Origin of the sequence: Pseudomonas sp. 382, assembly GCF_002759075.1 — a bacterium.
In the GTDB taxonomy this organism is placed as follows: domain Bacteria; phylum Pseudomonadota; class Gammaproteobacteria; order Pseudomonadales; family Pseudomonadaceae; genus Aquipseudomonas; species Aquipseudomonas vlassakiae.
The window spans coordinates 1-14,905 of the sequence record NZ_PEMX01000039.1 but is presented as its reverse complement, the minus strand read 5'-3'; the positions used below and the strand labels follow the sequence as shown (position 1 = coordinate 14,905).

The following is a 14,905-nucleotide window of genomic DNA, read 5'->3' as shown; positions in this document are numbered from 1 at the left end:
CATGGCAGTGCGAGTGCAACACGGGGCGTTCGACCCGGGGGCCGAGGTCAATGCCATGCATGCGGCCAACGTCGGCGTTGGCGCCGTGGTCGGTTTCGTCGGCTATGTCCGCGATTTCAACGATGGTCGGGACGTGGCGGGGATGTTTCTCGAACATTATCCGGGCATGACCGAGAAGGCCCTGGCCAAGATCGTGGTCGAGGCCGAGCAGCGCTGGCCGTTGCTCAAGGTCGAGGTGCTGCACCGCATCGGTGCGCTGGAGCCGGGTGAGCCGATCGTCTTTGTCGGTGTGGCCAGTGCCCATCGGCAGGCGGCGTTCGATGCCTGCAACTTCATCATGGACTACCTGAAGACCCGGGCGCCGTTCTGGAAGAAGGAAAATACCCAGGATGGGCCGCGCTGGGTGGAAGGCAAGCAGAGTGACCAGGATGCCGCCGGGCGCTGGTAAGGCAGGACACAGATCGCTTTTGTAGGAGCGGCCTTATGTCGCGAAAGGAGCGCGAAGCGGTCCCAACAATTTCTGCATACAAGCTGAAATCCTGGGGCCGCTCCGCGGCCCTTTCGCGACACAAGGCCGCTCCTACAAGGGCGGCTAGCGCATCAGTGGTGCTTGCGAGGCACCGGTTTCAGCAATTCATCCGGCGGCATCTCGCACTTGATCTTGCGCCCCAGCAGCTCTTCGATGGCCGGTAGCTGGTAGGAATCATCCTCACCGGCAAAGCTGATCGACACCCCGCTGGTGCCCGCGCGGCCCGTACGGCCAATGCGGTGCACGTAGTCGTCCGGGTCTTCCGGCAGGGTGAAGTTGATCACGTGGCTGATGCCGTCGATGTGAATCCCGCGCCCGGCCACATCCGTGGCCACCAGCACGGTGATGCGCCCTTCGCGGAAGTTTTCCAAGGTGCGAATACGCTTGTGCTGCGGTACGTCACCGGACAACTGCGCGGCGTTGATACCGTCGCGCACGAGCTTTTCCTCGATGCGCCGTACCTCATCCTTGCGGTTGGCAAACACCATCACCCGTTCCCATTTGTTCTGGGTCACCAGGTTGTACAGCAGCTTGTACTTGTCGCTGCCGGCCACCGCATAAACGTGTTGTTCGACCGTTTCGCTGGCGACGTTTTCCGGCTCGATCTCGACGATCGCCGGGTTGGTGGTCCACTGCTTGGCCAGGTTCATCACGTCGTCGGTGAAGGTGGCGGAGAACAGCAGGGTCTGGCGTTCGCTCTTCGGCGGGGTCTGGCGGATGATCTGCCGCACTTGGGGGATGAAGCCCATGTCGAGCATGCGGTCGGCTTCATCCAGCACCATCACCTCGACCATGTCCAGGTGCACCTCGCCGCGCTGGTTGAAGTCCAGCAGGCGGCCCGGGGTGGCCACCAGAATGTCGCAATGACGGGCTTCCAGCGCTTTGAGCTGCTTGTCGAAGTCCATGCCGCCGACGAAGCTCATCACGTTCAGGCCGGTGTACCTGGTCAGGGCAACGGCATCCTTGGCGATCTGCACCACCAGCTCGCGGGTTGGCGCGATGATCAGCGCGCGCGGCTCGCCCATGTAGCGCTCTTTGGGCGGCGGCGTCTGCTGCAGCTGGGAAATGATCGAAATCAGGAATGCCGCGGTCTTGCCGGTACCGGTCTGGGCGCGGCCGATGGCATCCTGGCCGGCCAGGGTATAACCCAGTACCTGCGCCTGGATCGGCGTGCAGTAAGGGAAACCGAGGTCGTGGATGGCGTGCATCAGCTCGTTTGAGAGCTTGAAGTCGTGGAAGCGGGTCTTGCCCTCTTGCGGCTCGACCACGAAGTCTTCCGGCTTCCACAGGCTCGCCTGGGGCTTTGGCTTGCGTTCGCGGCGTGGTTTGTCCTTGGCCGGCTTGTCGGCAGGCGCTGCCGCGTGGGCGGGTGCTTCTGCTTTGGCGGCGGGCTTGGCGCGGGGCGCGTCCGGTTTCGGCGCGGGCCGGGCCTCGGCAGTGGGGGCGGGCGCCGTCGGCGTCACGCTGGCAGCAGGAGCGGCGGGCTGTGCCGCAGCGTCTCCTTTGCCGAATATTTTCTTGAGTGCCTTGAGCACGATCGTCTCATCAACTGGTTAAGGAATGTACGCCGGGCAGTGTAAAGCAAGATTTGGGCGCGGCGTAGCGGAAAACTCCCACAACTACAGAAGCTGAGGCTTATTGCAATTGCTTGCTCAGCCAGTCGTGGATATCGCTCAGTTCCTCGACCACCACCTCGTGCTCCATCGGGTATTCGTGCCAGCGTGCGGCGACGCCCCAGGTATTGAGGTATTCGAACGCGGTACGGCCCATGGACGGAATCACTACCGGGTCGTGCACGCCATGCAGGCAGAGGGCCGGGGTGCGTTGCTGACAAGCGCTCAGCTGATGGCTGTCGGAGAAGGTCGGGGCGTAGGTCGACAGGGCGATCACTCCGCCCAACGCTTCCTGCCACTTTATATAGGCAGTGTGCAGCACCACCGCGCCACCTTGGGAGAAGCCGGCGAGGAAGATCCGCGACAGGTTGATGCCCTTGGCCTGCTCGGCCTTGATCAGGCCGATGATCTGCTCGGCCGATTCTTCCAGCTGTGCTTCGTCGATGGCGCGGGCCGGGGTCATGGCCTTGATGTCATACCAGCTGGGCATGGCGTAGCCGCCGTTGATGGTCACCGGGCGGGTCGGCGCCTGCGGCATGACGAAGCGGGTGCTGGTCAGCCGTTCCTGCATGAATTCGGCCACTGGTAGGAAGTCGTAACGGTCGGCACCCAAACCGTGCAACCAGATCACACAGGCGTCAGCGGTTTTCTGGGGTTCGAGAATCAACGGGTTGGTCATGACTGCTCCGAAAGAGTGCGGATGTTATTAGGCCGTGCGTGAAAAGAAGGCGCTGCAATTGATTGTCGGAAAAAGAATGTCGCAACGATACAACTTTCCCTACTTGACGAGCGCTTAAACGCTCCAGCCAGCAAATCTGGTACGCGCTTTGCACTTCTTCATACGATGCAAAGGGCGGGCCGTGACGGTAACACCCTCTGCACGCGAAGGCTGTCACAGAACAGCCCATTGCGCCAATTGACCCAATAACAAGCCAACAAGGGTCGGATGCGCCTCATAAGGGTGCGGTGCAATTCCGGCTCGTACAACAAGAGCGATTTGGAGGTTGTGAATGAAGATGTTGAAAACCACCCTGGCAGTCCTGACCGCTGCCGCTGCACTGGGCGCCGTGAGCACCGCCCAGGCCGGCGCCACGCTCGATGCGGTAAAGAAGAAGGGCTTCGTCCAGTGTGGCGTGAGCGACGGTCTTCCAGGCTTCTCGGTACCTGATACGCAGGGCAAGATCGTCGGTATCGACGCCGATGTCTGCCGCGCCGTGGCCGCCGCCGTGTTCGGCGACGCGACCAAGGTCAAGTTCAGCCAGCTCAACGCCAAGGAACGCTTCACCGCGCTGCAGTCGGGCGAAGTCGACGTGCTGTCGCGCAACACCACCTGGACCAGCTCGCGCGATGCCGGCATGGGCCTGGTGTTCGCGGGCGTGACCTACTACGACGGCGTCGGCTTCCTGGTCAATAAAAAGCTCGGCGTTTCCAGCGCCAAGGAACTCGACGGTGCGACCATCTGCATCCAGGCCGGTACCACCACCGAACTGAACGTTTCGGACTACTTCCGCGCCAACGGGCTGAAGTACACCCCGATCACCTTCGACACCTCCGACGAAAGCGCCAAGTCGCTGGAATCCGGTCGTTGCGACGTGCTGACCTCGGACAAGTCGCAGCTGTTCGCCCAGCGCTCCAAGCTGGCATCGCCCAAAGATTACGTGGTGCTGCCGGAAACCATCTCCAAGGAACCCCTGGGCCCGGTAGTGCGCAAAGGCGACGAAGACTGGTTCAGCATCGTCAAGTGGACCTTGTTCGCCATGCTCAACGCCGAAGAGGCCGGCATCACCTCGAAGAACGTCGAGGCCGAGGCCAAGTCCACCAAGAACCCGGACGTTGCCCGCCTTCTGGGCGCAGACGGTGAATATGGCAAGGACCTGAAGCTGCCCAAGGACTGGGTAGTGCAGATCGTCAAGCAGGTCGGCAACTACGGCGAAGTGTTCGAGAAGAACCTGGGCAAGAGCACACCGCTGGAGATCGACCGTGGCCTGAACGCTCTGTGGAACAACGGCGGCATCCAGTACGCGCCACCCGTGCGCTGATGGTTGCACCCTGCGGCGGCGTGTTGCCGCCGCGGGCTGTTCGAATCCCTAATGTCCGGGGCACTTCATGCAAAATCATATCGGCGCACGGAAGGGCTTGACCCTGAGTGATCCACGAGTGCGCGCGTGGCTGTTCCAGGTTCTCACGATCGCTTTCGTGGTGGGCCTGGGCTGGTACCTGTTTCACAATACGCAAACCAACCTGCAACACCGGGGTATCACCTCGGGCTTCGACTTCCTCGAACGTAGCGCTGGCTTCGGCATCGCCCAGCACCTGATTCCCTACGTGGAATCCGACAGCTATGCGCGGGTATTCGTCATCGGCTTGCTCAACACCTTGCTGGTGACGTTCATCGGCGTGATCCTGGCGACCCTCCTTGGCTTCATCATCGGCGTGGCGCGGCTGTCGCCGAACTGGATGATCAACAAGCTGGCGACCGTTTATGTGGAAACCTTCCGCAACATTCCGCCGCTGCTGCAGATCCTGTTCTGGTACTTCGCGGTGTTCCTGACCCTGCCGGGGCCAAGGGGCAGCATCAACATCAACGATGCCTTCTTCATCAGCAATCGGGGCCTGAACATGCCCGGTGCCTCGATGGCCGAAGGCTTCTGGCCGTTCGTGGTCGCCCTGGTGCTGGCACTGGTGGCAATCGTGCTGATGGTGCGTTATGCCAACAGGCGCTTCGACGCAACCGGCGAGCCGTTCCACAAGTTCTGGGTGGGGCTGGCGCTGCTCATCGCCATTCCAGGTGCCTGCGCGCTGCTGTTCGGCAGCCCGGTGCATTGGGAGGTACCGCAGCTCAAAGGCTTCAACTTTGTCGGCGGCTGGGTGTTGATCCCTGAGCTGCTGGCGCTGACCCTGGCGTTGACCATCTACACGGCGGCGTTCATTGCCGAGATCGTGCGTTCCGGCATTCGTTCGGTGAGCCACGGCCAGACCGAAGCGGCCCACTCGCTTGGCCTTCGCGACGGCCCGACCCTGCGCAAGGTGATCATCCCCCAGGCACTGCGGGTGATCATTCCGCCGCTGACCAGCCAATACCTGAACCTGGCGAAGAACTCGTCACTGGCGGCCGGTATCGGTTACCCCGAGATGGTCTCGCTGTTCGCCGGTACCGTGCTCAACCAGACCGGCCAGGCCATCGAGGTGATCGCCATCACCATGAGTGTCTATCTCGCCATCAGCATCAGCATTTCGCTGCTGATGAACTGGTACAACAAGCGCATCGCGCTGATCGAGCGGTGAGGATACGCCCGTGAATGCTCATGTTTTCAAACCCGACATGCCGCCACCGGTGAAAACCGTCGGCGTGCTCGCATGGATGCGTGCAAACCTGTTCTCCAGCTGGCTCAACACCCTGCTGACCGTGTTCGCCGTGTACCTGGTGTGGCTGATCGTGCCACCGTTGGTGCAATGGGCGTTGATCGACGCCAACTGGGTCGGCACTACCCGCGCTGACTGCACCCGGTCGGGCGCCTGCTGGGTGTTCGTGCAGCAGCGCTTCGGCCAGTTCATGTACGGCTACTACCCGGCCGAGCTGCGCTGGCGTGTCGACCTCACCGTGTGGCTGGCGGTGCTCGGTGCGGCACCGCTGTTCATCAAGCGTTTCCCGCGCAAGGCCTTCTACGGCCTGGGCTTTCTGGTGCTGTATCCGATCATCGCCTACACCTTGCTGCATGGCGGCGTGCTGGGCCTGAGCAATGTCGCCACCAGCCAGTGGGGCGGCCTGATGCTGACCCTGGTGATCGCTACCGTGGGGATCGTCGGCGCCTTGCCACTGGGCATCCTGCTCGCCCTTGGCCGGCGCTCGCGGATGCCGGCGGTGAAGGTGGTCTGCGTGACCTTCATCGAGTTCTGGCGTGGCGTGCCGCTGATCACCGTGCTGTTCATGTCGTCGGTGATGCTGCCGTTGTTCCTGCCGGAAGGCATGAGCTTCGACAAGCTGCTGCGAGCGATGATCGGGGTGATCCTGTTCCAGTCGGCCTATGTCGCCGAAGTGGTCCGTGGTGGCCTGCAGGCTATCCCCAAGGGCCAGTACGAAGCCGCCGCTGCCATGGGCCTGGGCTACTGGCGCTCGATGGGCCTGGTGATTCTGCCGCAGGCGCTCAAGCTGGTGATCCCCGGTATCGTCAACACCTTCATCGCCCTGTTCAAGGACACCAGCCTGGTGATCATCATCGGCCTGTTCGACCTGCTCAACAGCGTCAAGCAAGCCGCCGCTGACCCGGCCTGGCTGGGCATGGCCACCGAGGGCTACGTGTTTGCCGCCCTGGTGTTCTGGATTTTCTGTTTCGGTATGTCCCGCTACTCCATGCACCTGGAGCGCAAGCTGGACACTGGCCACAAGCGTTAGGAGTTTCGAAATGAGTGAAGCGATCAAGCAGCCTGCCGGCCCCGAAGGCATCATCCAGATGCAGGGCGTGAACAAGTGGTACGGCCAGTTCCATGTGCTCAAGGACATCAACCTGAACGTGCGCCAGGGCGAGCGCATCGTCCTGTGCGGGCCATCCGGCTCGGGCAAGTCGACCACCATCCGCTGCCTCAACCGCCTGGAGGAACACCAGCAGGGCCGCATCGTGGTCGATGGCGTGGAACTGACCAACGACCTCAAGCAGATCGAAGCGATCCGCCGAGAGGTGGGCATGGTCTTCCAGCACTTCAACCTGTTCCCGCACCTGAGCATTCTGGAAAACTGCACCTTGGCACCGATGTGGGTGCGCAAGATGCCACGGCGCAAGGCCGAGGAAATCGCCATGCACTACCTTGAGCGGGTACGCATTCCGGAGCAGGCGCACAAGTTCCCAGGGCAGCTCTCCGGTGGCCAGCAGCAGCGTGTGGCGATTGCCCGGGCGCTGTGCATGAAGCCGAAGATCATGCTGTTCGACGAGCCGACCTCGGCGCTGGACCCGGAAATGGTCAAGGAAGTGCTCGACACCATGGTCGGCCTGGCCGAGGACGGCATGACCATGCTCTGTGTGACCCACGAAATGGGCTTTGCCCGCACCGTGGCGAACCGGGTGATCTTCATGGACAAAGGGGAAATCGTCGAGCAGGCGGCGCCGGATGACTTCTTCGACCGCCCGCGCAGTGACCGGACCAAACTGTTCCTCAGCCAGATCCTGCACTGATACGCGCAGTGAAAAAAAGGGGCCGCGCATGCGGCCCCTTTTTTTCAGTTCTCTTCCTTCGCCGGGCTCGGCGCCGGTGGTGGTCGTAGCCCCACCTCGGCAATCAGCTTGAGCTGCTGACCATTGCGCATCACCTCGATGGTGATCTTCTCGGTCGGCTTGATCCGCGCTACCTGGTTCATCGACTTGCGCCCGTCACCGGCCGGTTCACCGTTGATGCTCAGGATCACGTCGCCCAGCTGCAGCCCGGCCTTCTGCGCCGGGCCGTCGCGGAAGATCCCGGCCACCACGATGCCCGGACGGCCCTGCATGCCGAACGATTCAGCCAGCTCCTGGCTCAACGGCTGCACTTCGATGCCCAGCCAGCCACGGATCACCTGGCCATGCTCGACGATCGACTTCATCACCTCCAGTGCCAGTTTGATCGGAATGGCGAAGCCGATGCCCTGGGAACCGCCGGACTTGGAGAAAATCGCGGTGTTGATGCCGACCAGGTTGCCATTGGCGTCGACCAGTGCACCGCCGGAGTTGCCCGGGTTGATTGCCGCGTCGGTCTGGATGAAGTCTTCGTAGTTGTTCAGGCCCAGCTGGTTGCGGCCGGTGGCACTGATGATGCCCATGGTCACGGTCTGGCCAACGCCGAACGGGTTGCCGATGGCCAGTACCACATCACCGATGTGGATGTTGTCGGAGCGGCCGATGGTGATGGCTGGCAGGTTCTTCAGGTCGATCTTCAGCACCGCCAGGTCGGTTTCCGGGTCGCTGCCGATCACCCGTGCCAGGGTTTCACGGCCGTCTTTCAGGGCCACGACGATCTGGTCGGCGCCGCTGGTGACGTGGTTGTTGGTGAGCAGGTAGCCCTCGGGGCTCATGATCACCGCCGAGCCCAGGCTCGACTCCCAGCGGCGCTGCTTGGGCAGGTTGTCGCCGAAGAAGCGGCGGAACTGCGGGTCCTCGAACAGCGGGTGGGCGGTCTTGTTCACCACCTTGGTGGTGTACAGGTTGACCACGGCCGGGGCGGCGAGGGTCACGGCGTCGGCGTAGGACACCGGGCCCTGCATGATCCGCGTGGTTTGTGGAGCTTGCTGCAGGTTGACGTCCTGGCTGGGCAGGCCGACCCACTCCGGGTAGCGCTGGATGATCAGTACGGCGATCAGAATACCGGTAAGCAGGGGCCAGCCAAAGTAACGCAACGCCTTGAACATGAACGAGTCCTGAAAGAGCGGGGGCCGGTGGCCACGCAATGGGGCATGAGCGCGCGCGATCATACACCGGTTCCCCCGATGCCGGCGACGGCCCATAATGGCCGGCATTATACGGGCGTTCTGCAGGCGTTGCGCCCGTGAAAAGCGCAGATTTCGAGGAGATTTTCATGGCCGTCGCTCTCAACACCCTGGTCGAGGAAGCCGAACGCTACCTGGGCAGCGCGAAGATCCAGGACTATTGCCCCAATGGCCTGCAAGTCGAGGGCCGGCCGCAGGTCAGCCGCATCGTCAGCGGCGTCACCGCCAGCCAGGCCTTGCTGGATGCCGCGGTCGAAGCCGAGGCCGACCTGATCCTGGTGCACCATGGTTACTTCTGGAAGGGCGAGAACCCCTGCGTGACCGGGATCCGACAACGCCGGCTGAAGACCCTGCTCAAGCACGACATCAGCCTGCTGGCGTTTCACCTGCCGCTGGATGTGCACCCTGAAGTTGGCAACAACGTGCAGCTGGCGCGGCAACTGGACGTCACTGTCGAAGGCCCGCTGGACCCGGAAAACCCCAAGGTGGTCGGGCTTGTCGGTTCGCTGGCGGAACCGGTGACCGCGCGCGATTTTGCCCGCCGGGTGCAGGAAGTGCTCGGGCGTGAGCCATTGCTGGTAGAAGGTGACGCGATGATCCGCAGGGTGGGCTGGTGCACCGGGGGCGGGCAGGGCTACATCGACACGGCGATTGCTGCGGGAGTTGACCTGTACCTCACGGGCGAGGCGTCCGAACAGACCTATCACAGCGCCCGCGAGAATGGCGTCAGCTTCATTGCTGCCGGGCACCATGCTACCGAGCGCTATGGGGTGCAGGCGCTGGGTGATTACCTGGCGCGGCGCTTCGCCCTGGAGCACCTGTTCATCGATTGCCCGAATCCTGTCTGACATCGGTGTCGCCTGCTTCGCGGGTGAACCCGCTCCCACAGGATCGCGCCGGGCCTGTGGGTTTACCCGCGAAAGGGTCGGGCCTGCCAGGCCCAAACCCGCAGTCATATCGTTAGACTTTTTCGATCTAGCCCGCCTCCTAAATAGAAGCAGCCGCTGTGATAAAGTGGCTCGCTCGAACACGGCCCGCAGGCCGTCCATAAGATCGTTTTTCGTGAGTAGCCATGGTCGACAAACTGACGCACTTGAAACAGCTGGAGGCGGAAAGCATCCACATCATCCGCGAGGTGGCCGCCGAGTTCGACAACCCGGTGATGCTGTACTCGATCGGCAAGGATTCCGCCGTGATGCTGCACCTGGCGCGCAAGGCCTTCTTCCCGGGCAAGCTGCCGTTCCCGGTGATGCACGTCGACACCCAGTGGAAATTCCAGGAGATGTACCGCTTCCGCGACAAGATGGTCGAGGAAATGGGCCTGGAGTTGATCACCCACGTCAACCCTGAGGGTGTGGCGCAGGGCATCAACCCGTTCACCCATGGCAGCTCCAAGCACACCGATATCATGAAGACCCAGGGCCTCAAGCAGGCGCTGGACAAGCATGGTTTCGACGCCGCCTTCGGTGGCGCGCGCCGCGACGAAGAGAAATCCCGGGCCAAGGAGCGCGTGTATTCGTTCCGTGACAGCAAGCACCGCTGGGACCCGAAGAACCAGCGCCCGGAACTGTGGAACGTCTACAACGGCAAGGTCAACAAGGGCGAGTCGATCCGCGTCTTCCCGCTGTCGAACTGGACCGAGCTGGACATCTGGCAGTACATCTACCTCGAAGGCATCCCGATCGTGCCGCTGTACTTCGCCGCTGAGCGTGAAGTCATCGAAAAGAACGGCACCCTGATCATGATCGACGACGATCGCATCCTCGAGCACCTTTCCGAGGAAGAAAAGGCGCGCATCGTCAAGAAGAAGGTGCGTTTCCGTACCCTCGGCTGCTACCCGCTGACGGGCGCTGTCGAGTCGGAAGCCGAAACGCTCACCGACATCATTCAGGAAATGCTCCTGACGCGCACTTCCGAGCGCCAGGGCCGAGTCATCGACCACGATGGCGCCGGTTCCATGGAAGACAAGAAACGTCAGGGCTACTTCTAATTTTCAGGGTCACTCCATGTCGCACCAATCCGATTTGATCAGCGAAGATATCCTCGCTTATCTGGCTCAGCACGAGCGTAAAGAACTGCTGCGTTTCCTCACCTGCGGTAACGTGGATGACGGCAAGAGCACCCTGATCGGGCGCCTGCTGCACGACTCGAAGATGATCTACGAGGACCACCTCGAGGCCATCACCCGTGATTCGAAGAAAGTTGGCACCACCGGCGAAGAAGTCGACCTGGCGCTGCTGGTAGACGGCTTGCAGGCCGAGCGCGAGCAGGGCATCACCATCGATGTCGCCTATCGCTACTTCTCGACCGCCAAGCGCAAGTTCATCATCGCCGACACCCCGGGCCACGAGCAGTACACCCGCAACATGGCCACCGGCGCGTCCACCTGCGACCTGGCGATCATCCTGGTCGATGCCCGCTACGGCGTGCAGACCCAGACCCGTCGTCACAGCTACATCGCATCCTTGCTGGGCATCAAGCACATCGTGGTCGCAGTCAACAAGATGGACCTCAAAGGCTTCGACGAAGGCGTGTTCGAGTCGATCAAGGCCGACTACCTGAAGTTCGCCGATGCCATCAACCTGAAGCCGAGCAGCCTGCACTTCGTGCCGATGTCGGCGCTCAAGGGCGACAACGTGGTCAACCACAGCGAGCAATCGCCTTGGTACGCCGGCCCGACCCTGATGGAAATCCTCGAAACCGTCGAAGTGTCGGCCGATCGCAACTTCACCGACCTGCGCTTCCCGGTGCAGTACGTCAACCGCCCGAACCTGAACTTCCGCGGCTTCGCCGGCACCATCGCCAGCGGCGTGGTGCACAAGGGTGACGAAGTGGTCGTGCTGCCGTCGGGCAAGAGCAGCCGGGTCAAGTCCATCGTCACCTACGAAGGTGAACTGGAGAACGCCGGCCCAGGCCAGGCCGTGACCTTGACCATGGAAGACGAGATCGACATCTCCCGTGGCGACTTGCTGGTGCACGCCGATAACGTGCCGCCAGTTACCGACCAGTTCGACGCCATGCTGGTGTGGATGGCCGAGGAGCCGATGCTCCCGGGCAAGAAGTACGACATCAAGCGCGCCACCAGCTATGTGCCGGGCTCGATTGCCAGCATCACCCACAAGGTCGATGTGAACACCCTGGAGCATGGCGCTGCCAGCGCGTTGCAGCTGAACGAGATCGGCCGCGTCAAGGTCGCCCTGGACGCCTCGATCGCCCTGGACGGTTACGACAGCAACCGCACCACCGGCGCGTTCATCGTCATCGACCGCCTGACCAACGGCACCGTCGGCGCCGGCATGATCATCGCGCCGCCGGTCCTGCCGCACGGCGGTGCTGGCCAGCATGGCAAGCTCGCTCACGTAGCCACCGAAGAGCGCGCCCTGCGTTTCGGCCAGCAGCCCGCCACCGTGTTGTTCAGCGGCCTTTCCGGTGCTGGCAAGAGCACCCTGGCCTATGCCGTCGAGCGCAAGCTGTTCGACATGGGCCGTGCGGTATACGTGCTCGATGGCCAGAACCTGCGCCACGACCTGAACAAGGGCCTGCCACAGGACCGCGCCGGCCGCACCGAGAACTGGCGCCGCGCAGCCCATGTGGCGCGCCAGTTCAACGAAGCCGGCCTGCTGACCCTGGCGGCGTTCGTCGCCCCGGATGCCGAAGGCCGTGAACAGGCCAAGGCGCTGATCGGCAAGGACCGCCTGGTGACCGTTTACGTTCAGGCCTCGCCGCTGGCGTGCCGCGAGCGTGATCCGCAGGGCCTGTATGCGGCCGGTGGCGACAACATCCCGGGCGAAAGCTTCCCGTTCGATGTGCCGCTGGATGCTGACCTGGTGATCGATACCCAGAACACCAGTGTTGAAGAAGGTGTGAAGCAGGTGCTGGATGTGCTGCGGCAGCGTGGCGCGATCTAAGTATTGCTACTTGTTAAAAGCCCCGCTTCGGCGGGGTTTTTTGTATCTGTGAAGTGAGTACAAGCTTTACATATAGACTAATTGACAAGTTGACATATGTGGTGCGGCGCCCTAGCCTATGGGCACAGGGGCTATTCAGGCCCCGCGGAGGAACCATGAGTGTGGTCACCCATGATGCCATTCATCCTGCGCTCGCTCATATCGAGGCCGCCAAGGCTGCATTGCGGGAGCGCTTCGAGGAACATCTTGCGCGAGCGTCGGCGGCGGTAGTGCTAAAAGCCGTGGCGCTTGCGGACGAGAAGGCCTTTGCTGCGCTCGCCAAGGTCGAAGTTGAAGCCAAGCGCAGTATTGCAACGCGCAATCAGGAAGCTGTGGCCAGGATGAAGGCACGTGCCTTTGAACGGGTAGACAGCCGATGTGAACTGCTCGATGCCAAAGCAGCCTGCGAAATCCTGGGCATTACCAAGCAAGCGCTGAGTCAGAAGACCAAGGCGGGTAAACTTTTGGCGTATACCAATACGGGCAACCGCAGAAAGTTCTACCCTTCGTTTCAGTTTGTCGAAAACAAGCCAAGGTTGATTATTGAAGCATTGATCAGGTCGCTTGATGTCGACCCCGCTGATACCGAAGCCATGAACACGCTTGTTCAGCATCTGGTCGGCAGGATGGATTATTCGGACCCAGGCGAACCTGGCAACGTATTGCCCCGATTCGAAGTGCTGGATGATCCAGCAGCTCTGGATATCATCAAGCGTGATTACCGGAATGCGCTGATGACAGGGCAGTGAGAACGGGCCTCATGAGAGGCCCGCCTTGTTCCTTACTCCAGGACTACACCCAAGCTCTCCAGGAACTCCGCTGCTGTCTCGCCATTCGATAGCAGGGGTTCCATTACAAGCTGGTGGCTTACCACATCGACTTGGCACTCACGGCCTTCGAACAAGACAAGGTTGCACCCCTGCATCGACCCGGTCACCATATAGACCGCTGATGGGTAGAGCAGGCCGTCGACCTTTCGGATATCCATGCATGCCTGGCTGGATTTTTGGGTGAGTGCGTATCCCTCTCGCCCTTCTCCCCTGGCCTGCACGATATCTCGTACTTTATGGTGAGTGGCTCTGTTTGCCAGCGCGGCGACGTCGACCAGGTTCAATACGCGTGCTGCCTTGAGCCGATGGAGGGACGCTTGCTTAAGTCGCCAGAGGCTAACGGACTGGTCGTCGATGCCCTGTCCAGGTTGGAAAGATTCGGCTACGGCAACTTCCGCGGTGAAACCGAGAGAGTAGACCCCGATCTGTCTGGCGGGATCGGCATAGCGTGTGTCGGAGTCGGCGCGATAGTCGGCGCGATAGTGGACGGGGTTGGCATCGTAACGGGAGGGCTGAACGCGGTGCAGCACAGTACCGGGGGGTTTTTGGCGCAGTAGTTCGGGGTAGTTGTTCAGAGTTTCCAGCACTTGCCCGGAGATAGTGTTATCCGGGTTTATCGCTATACCGCCCATGAGGCACCTCCGAGCAATCGCGGTGATGGCGCAGGTAGCGCTGAATGAACGGCATATGCTAACTAGCCCTTTTTTTTCTCGAGCGACTTGTAGTGCCGGTCATAGTCACTATGGCGTTCGCAACCTTGCTTGTAAGGATCCATGTCGCAGGCGAACTTCTGGTCCTGCAGATTAGGCAGGATGAGGATTCTTCCGTCGGCGCATCCGGATAGAAGCAGCATCAATATCCATACAGACTTGTTCATTGCACGTCCTTGAACAGGGGAAGTCCCTTTGATTTTCGCCAAGCGATGATACGTGCAATCACGCCCACGGCGCAGCCCTCCAGCTCGTTTGCCGTGTAGTAGAGGAGGTCGGAGCCATCCGGGTGTTCGGCCATGTCGATAAAGTGCTCCAATAATTGATCCTGCCAGGCTGAAGTTCCGGTTGCCTGGAGCAGTTCATCGACCACGCCTCGGAATTCTGCGCAGGTGTAGTCGGCGAGGCTGTGCTTTTGACTGATCACCATTCCACCTCCGAAGACAGCGCGTACTGCAGGGCACTCATGATCCGCAGGTTCTTGGCGTCGTACATCGCACCGCCCATGGTGGGCGGGTCGAGGTGGCAGATCTGATAGTTGCGCACGCCATTGGCCGTCTCGCAGAAAGGCGCGCGGAGTGGCCAGCCTTGCTTGATGCGGTTGAGTTGCGAGGTGACGAATTGGTGGGAGTAGACCGGATCCTCGGCGAGGGCCATCCAGAAGGACTGGGCGAAGTCATCGAAGCTGGCGAAGGTTTGGTCAGCATTCCATCGAGCCAATGTGGCCGCCCGCGCAAGCGCTGCAAATGGCTGCTTGCCGACAAGGGCTACGACGCAGAAGCGCTACGCCGCTACTGCGACCAATATCGAATGCAACCCGTCATC

At 61.5% G+C, this 14,905-nt stretch carries 16 protein-coding genes and 1 pseudogene; 10 read left to right on the top strand and 7 right to left on the bottom strand.

The annotated features are described in order from the left end of the window. Position 1 precedes the first annotated feature (1 nt). A complete protein-coding gene (gene moaE / locus CQW31_RS26985) occupies positions 2-448 on the top strand; it encodes a molybdopterin synthase catalytic subunit MoaE (protein WP_099815832.1) in 447 nt (148 codons plus the stop codon). 152 nt (positions 449-600) lie between these two features. Here moaE and rhlB read toward each other — a convergent pair whose 3' ends face one another. Both rhlB and CQW31_RS26970 read right to left on the bottom strand, forming a co-directional pair. Then, positions 601-2,064 (bottom strand): ATP-dependent RNA helicase RhlB, encoded by a 1,464-nt coding sequence (gene rhlB, locus CQW31_RS26975; RefSeq protein ID WP_099815831.1) that lies wholly within the window; start codon positions 2,062-2,064, stop codon positions 601-603. Between the two features lie 100 nt (positions 2,065-2,164). After that, positions 2,165-2,821 carry an alpha/beta hydrolase gene (locus CQW31_RS26970; RefSeq protein ID WP_054884658.1) on the bottom strand — a complete coding sequence of 219 codons (657 nt, stop codon included), beginning with the start codon at positions 2,819-2,821 and terminating at the stop codon, positions 2,165-2,167. Positions 2,822-3,152: 331 nt separating this feature from the next. Here CQW31_RS26970 and CQW31_RS26965 point away from each other — a divergent pair, with 331 nt between their 5' ends. From CQW31_RS26965 to CQW31_RS26950, 4 genes are all read left to right on the top strand, one after another. Beyond that, the gene (locus tag CQW31_RS26965; RefSeq protein WP_054884657.1) at positions 3,153-4,181 is read left to right on the top strand and encodes an amino acid ABC transporter substrate-binding protein; all 1,029 of its coding nucleotides are present in this window, start codon (positions 3,153-3,155) and stop codon (positions 4,179-4,181) included. Between the two features lie 67 nt (positions 4,182-4,248). Continuing rightward, the gene (locus CQW31_RS26960; protein ID WP_054884656.1) at positions 4,249-5,427 is read left to right on the top strand and encodes an amino acid ABC transporter permease; all 1,179 of its coding nucleotides are present in this window, start codon (positions 4,249-4,251) and stop codon (positions 5,425-5,427) included. 10 nt (positions 5,428-5,437) lie between these two features. Then, entirely contained in the window at positions 5,438-6,535 is a 1,098-nt protein-coding gene (locus CQW31_RS26955) for an amino acid ABC transporter permease (RefSeq protein ID WP_054884655.1), read from the top strand. A gap of 10 nt (positions 6,536-6,545) precedes the next feature. Next, positions 6,546-7,310, top strand: a complete 765-nt coding sequence (locus CQW31_RS26950) for an amino acid ABC transporter ATP-binding protein (RefSeq protein WP_027918029.1) — start codon at positions 6,546-6,548, stop codon at positions 7,308-7,310. 44 nt (positions 7,311-7,354) lie between these two features. On the opposite strand, the gene algW is transcribed toward CQW31_RS26950, so the two are convergent. Further along, a complete protein-coding gene (gene algW / locus CQW31_RS26945) occupies positions 7,355-8,515 on the bottom strand; it encodes a Do family serine endopeptidase AlgW (protein WP_099815830.1) in 1,161 nt (386 codons plus the stop codon). Between the two features lie 167 nt (positions 8,516-8,682). Between algW and CQW31_RS26940 the strand changes: the two genes are divergently transcribed. The 4 genes from CQW31_RS26940 (at position 8,683) to CQW31_RS26925 (ending at position 13,289) form a co-directional block, all read left to right on the top strand. After that, positions 8,683-9,441, top strand: a complete 759-nt coding sequence (locus CQW31_RS26940; RefSeq protein ID WP_099815829.1) for a Nif3-like dinuclear metal center hexameric protein — start codon at positions 8,683-8,685, stop codon at positions 9,439-9,441. A 224-nt stretch (positions 9,442-9,665) separates the two neighbouring features. Beyond that, positions 9,666-10,583, top strand: coding sequence for a sulfate adenylyltransferase subunit CysD (gene cysD / locus CQW31_RS26935; protein WP_054884652.1), 918 nt, complete (start codon positions 9,666-9,668; stop codon positions 10,581-10,583). Between the two features lie 16 nt (positions 10,584-10,599). Then, on the top strand, positions 10,600-12,501 hold the full coding sequence (gene cysN / locus CQW31_RS26930; RefSeq protein WP_099815828.1) for a sulfate adenylyltransferase subunit CysN: 1,902 nt from the start codon (positions 10,600-10,602) through the stop codon (positions 12,499-12,501). Between the two features lie 155 nt (positions 12,502-12,656). Next, entirely contained in the window at positions 12,657-13,289 is a 633-nt protein-coding gene (locus CQW31_RS26925; RefSeq protein WP_178075592.1) for a hypothetical protein, read from the top strand. A 32-nt stretch (positions 13,290-13,321) separates the two neighbouring features. On the opposite strand, the gene CQW31_RS26920 is transcribed toward CQW31_RS26925, so the two are convergent. The 4 genes from CQW31_RS26920 to CQW31_RS32280 all read right to left on the bottom strand — a co-directional run bounded on the left by CQW31_RS26920 (position 13,322) and on the right by CQW31_RS32280 (position 14,737). Further along, positions 13,322-14,002, bottom strand: coding sequence for an RES family NAD+ phosphorylase (locus CQW31_RS26920; protein ID WP_099815827.1), 681 nt, complete (start codon positions 14,000-14,002; stop codon positions 13,322-13,324). Between the two features lie 62 nt (positions 14,003-14,064). Beyond that, positions 14,065-14,247, bottom strand: coding sequence for a hypothetical protein (locus CQW31_RS26915; RefSeq protein ID WP_099815826.1), 183 nt, complete (start codon positions 14,245-14,247; stop codon positions 14,065-14,067). Beyond that, the gene (locus tag CQW31_RS26910) at positions 14,244-14,510 is read right to left on the bottom strand and encodes a bacteriocin immunity protein (protein WP_099815825.1); all 267 of its coding nucleotides are present in this window, start codon (positions 14,508-14,510) and stop codon (positions 14,244-14,246) included. The genes CQW31_RS26915 and CQW31_RS26910 overlap by 4 nt, the downstream gene beginning before the upstream one ends. Beyond that, positions 14,504-14,737: an S-type pyocin gene (locus CQW31_RS32280; protein WP_349306186.1), complete on the bottom strand. Its 234-nt coding sequence runs from the start codon at positions 14,735-14,737 to the stop codon at positions 14,504-14,506. The genes CQW31_RS26910 and CQW31_RS32280 overlap by 7 nt, the downstream gene beginning before the upstream one ends. Before the next feature lie 42 nt (positions 14,738-14,779). On the opposite strand from CQW31_RS32280, the pseudogene CQW31_RS26900 reads away from it, so the two are divergent. Then, positions 14,780-14,905, top strand: a pseudogene (locus tag CQW31_RS26900) (IS5/IS1182 family transposase); the annotation flags it as partial.